The following is a 3,430-nucleotide window of genomic DNA, read 5'->3' on the forward strand; positions in this document are numbered from 1 at the left end:
GGCGGTGGCGGGGCTGGCGGGCGGGCTTGGCACCGGCTCGGCGGCGGCGCTGGTGGTGGCCTGCCTGGGCGCGCGGGGGCGGTCGCTCTCGGCCACGGGCAACCTGGTGGGGGCGGTGATCGGCACCAGCCTGTCGCAGCTCGGCGTCTGGCTTTGGGCCGAGGGCGCCCTGCACCGCGTCTTCCACGCCCATGCCGCGGCTTGCGTTTTTCTTCTTGTGCTGCTGGTCCCGGTCCTGGCCTGGCGCGCCAGCGAGAACCGGGCCGCCTTCACCCATGCCCCCGCCGAGGCCGCCGCAGCAACCGACAGAAAATCGATGCTGTGGCCGCTGCTCAGCGGCTGCTGCTGCTGGGTCTCGATCAGCGCCGCCATCACCTTCCTGCCCAGCTTCTTCGCCGAAAGCGGCCAGCCGCTGCTGCGCGCGCTCGGCGTCATCCTGATGATGGTGGCCAGCGCCAGCGGCCAGCTGGCCAGCCCCTGGATCGGCCGGCGCTTCCCCAACGTCTCCGGGCAGCTCGCGGTGGCGGCGGGGCTGGCGATGCTGCTGGGCGGGGCCTGGCTGACCTCCGCGCCGCTGGCCTTGGCGGGCTTCGCCAGCTTCGGTGCCGGCATCGGCATCGCCTATCGGCTGGGGCTGGTGGCCGTCACCCGTGGCGCCAGCCCGGCCGAGCAGGCGCGTCGTGCCTCGCTCTACGGCGCTGCCACCTACACGGCCGCGGCGGCCGGGGTGCTGGGCGCCGGCTTCTGGGCCAGCCAGGCGGGGCTGTCCGCCATGGTGGCCCAGGGGTTCGGCGCCATGGCGCTGGTCGCGCTCGCTTTGCTGCCCCGGGCGCCGCGTTTCCGCGACGCCCGGGAGTAGTGCTTCAGCCCTTCTCGACGCCCCAGAACGTCGGAAAGCCCTTGCCGACGCCCTTGAGCGAGGTGCGGTAGCTCGTGGCAAAGATGTACTGCCCGAGCGGAACGTAGGGCACATCCTGCAGCGACTGCAGCTGGATCGCCTCGGCCACCTTCTGCTGCGCGCTCCGGTCCGGCGCCGCGATCCAATCGGTGCGCAGCGCCTCGATCTTCTCGCTGGTCGGCCAGCCGGGGGCGGCGGCGGCGCCGTTGCTCCACAGCGTGGTGTTGGTCACCGGGCTCGCCTGGTCCAGGCCGCCGGTGAAATAGGCGGTGGCGCTCCAGCCGCCCTTGTCCAGCGGCTCCTTGCTGGCGCGGCGCTGGATCAGCGTGCCGAAATCGGTCGCCACATAGTCCAGCTTGAAGCCGAGCTTGGTGAACAGGTCGGCCGCCACCAGGCCGATGGCGTTCAGGATCGGCAGGTCGGTCGCCGCCAGCAGGGTGACCGGCGCGCCGGCGAAGCCTGCCGCGGCGATCTCGGCCCGGGCCTTGTCCAGGTCGCGCGGGCCGGTGATGGCCTCGATGCCGGCCTTGTTGGCCATCGGCGTCTCGGGGCTGAAGAAGCCGACGCCGTCGCGCCAGGCGCTGCGGTCGTCGCCGACGGCGGCCTGCATGAAGTCGGCCTGGTTGACCGCCATCAGCAGCGCGCGGCGCACCCGGGCGTCGTTGAAGGGCGCGTGCAGGTGGTTCAGCCGCAGGATGCCGATATAGCCGTTGGGGTCCTGCACCTCGACCTTCAGCGCGCGGTCGCGCCGCAGGATCGGCAGCAGGTCGGGCGGCGGCAGCTCCCACCAGTCGATGCCGCCCGTGTGCAGCGCGCCGGCGGCCGAGGTCGGGTCGGGCATGGTGGTCCATTCCACCCGCTCGACCAGGGCGCGCTTCGGCCCGGCCATGAAGCTCGCCGTGCCCTGGCGGGGAACATAGCCGTCGAAGCGCTGGTAGAGGTTGCGGGCGCCCGGCACCCGCTCCTCGGCCACGAAGCGGAAGGGGCCGGAGCCGACCATTTCCGTGACCTGGCGGAAGGGGTCGGTCTCGGCCAGGCGCTGCGGCATGATGACGCAGAGGTTGTTGGTGCCCTTGCCCAGCGCGTCCGGCAGCTGCGGGAAGGGCGCCTTCAGCCGGAACAGGATGGTGCGGTCGTCGGGCGCCGAGAGCTCGGCCGTCGCCGCCATCAGCCGCTGGCCGAAGCCGTCGCGCACGCCCCAGCGGCGGATGCTGGCCACCGCGTCGCGCGCCAGCACCGGCGTGTTGTCGTGGAAGCGTAAGGACTCGCGCAGCGTCAGCTTCCACTGCAGCCCGTCGGCGGCGACCTCATGCCCCTCGACCATCTGCGGCTGCGGGACGTAGCCGGCGTCGTGGCCATAGAGGGTGTCGAAGACCAGCATGGCGTGGTTGCGGGTGACATAGGCGGTGGTCCAGACCGGATCGAGCACCGCGAGGTCGGCATTGGGGACGAAGCGCAGGATGCGCGCATCCTGGGCGAGGGCCAGGCGCGGCGCCGCCAGCGGCGCGGCGAGCGCCCCCGCGGCAAGGCTGCCCAGAAGCTGGCGGCGGGTGGTCATGGTGGTCGGTCCTCGGGTCGGGAAGAAAGTCAGAAGCGGTGGAGCCGCGCCGCATTGTCATGCAGCAGGGCGCGTTGGTCGGCGGCGGGCAGGCTGGCGATGCCGCCGCGGAAGATGTCGAGCGCCGCGGCATAGGTCGTGTCGCGCCGCGCCACCGGATAGTCGGAGCCCCAGAAGCAGCGCGCGGGCCCGAAGGCGTCGAGGGCGGGCGCCAAAACCTCAGCCGCCGCGGCAGGGCTCTGCGACGACAGGTAGCGCGGGAAATTCGACAGCTTCAGATGGATGTTCGGCTGCCGCCCCATGGCGGCCAGCCCGTCGCGCCAGCGCTGGATGCCCTCGGCGTCGCGGTCCATCGGCGAGCCGCAATGGTTGATGACGATGGCGAGCCCGGGATGGTCCGCCGCCAGCCGCGCCACATCCTGCGCCGCCCAGGGGTTCATCAGCAGCTCGAGGTGGAAGCCATGCCGGGGCAGGAGAGAAAGCCCGCGCTGCCAGGCGTCGCTTTCCCAGAACTTGTCGGCGCTCCAGCGCTGCGCCGGGTCGGGATGCCAGCGGATGGTCTGGCGGATGCCGGCGACCCGGGCGTGACGCGCCTGGGCCGCGAGGATCGCCTCGGCGCGCGGATCCTGCAGCGGGCAGGCGGCGATGCAGCGGGTGGCGATGCCGTCGCGCAGCGGCAGGCTCTCGAGCCAGAGGGTCTCTTCCTCCGGGTCGCGCGCCGGGTCCCACAGCGCTTCGATATGCACGGTGCCGACCACCCCGGTGCCCTCGGCATCGCGGGCGAAGTCGTCGACCAGGTAGTCGTGCCGCAGATAGGAAAGATCGCCCAGCGCGGTCAGCCCGCCCACCGGCGCCAGCCAGGGATGGCGGCCCATCGACAGGTCCCAGAGGTGGTGATGGGCGTCGATCACTGGTCCGGTGTCGGGCGGCGGCATGTCGGGCTGGGCCATGGCGGGCACTCCTGGGGCGGGGCC

At 72.6% G+C, this 3,430-nt stretch carries 3 protein-coding genes; 1 reads left to right on the top strand and 2 read right to left on the bottom strand.

The features are described 5' to 3' along the window. The coding region (locus tag GVN67_RS28500; protein ID WP_160000681.1) for a hypothetical protein at window positions 1-859 on the top strand (859 nt) is incomplete at its 5' end. A gap of 4 nt (window positions 860-863) precedes the next feature. Here the strand turns inward: GVN67_RS28500 and GVN67_RS28505 are convergent. After that, window positions 864-2,456 (bottom strand): ABC transporter substrate-binding protein, encoded by a 1,593-nt coding sequence (locus GVN67_RS28505; protein WP_160000682.1) that lies wholly within the window; start codon window positions 2,454-2,456, stop codon window positions 864-866. Window positions 2,457-2,485: 29 nt separating this feature from the next. Further along, window positions 2,486-3,430 (bottom strand): amidohydrolase (locus tag GVN67_RS28510; RefSeq protein ID WP_235035601.1); only part of this gene is annotated, 945 nt, incomplete at its 5' end.

Origin of the sequence: Roseomonas sp. 18066, assembly GCF_902706185.1 — a bacterium.
In the GTDB taxonomy this organism is placed as follows: Bacteria; Pseudomonadota; Alphaproteobacteria; order Acetobacterales; family Acetobacteraceae; genus Pseudoroseomonas.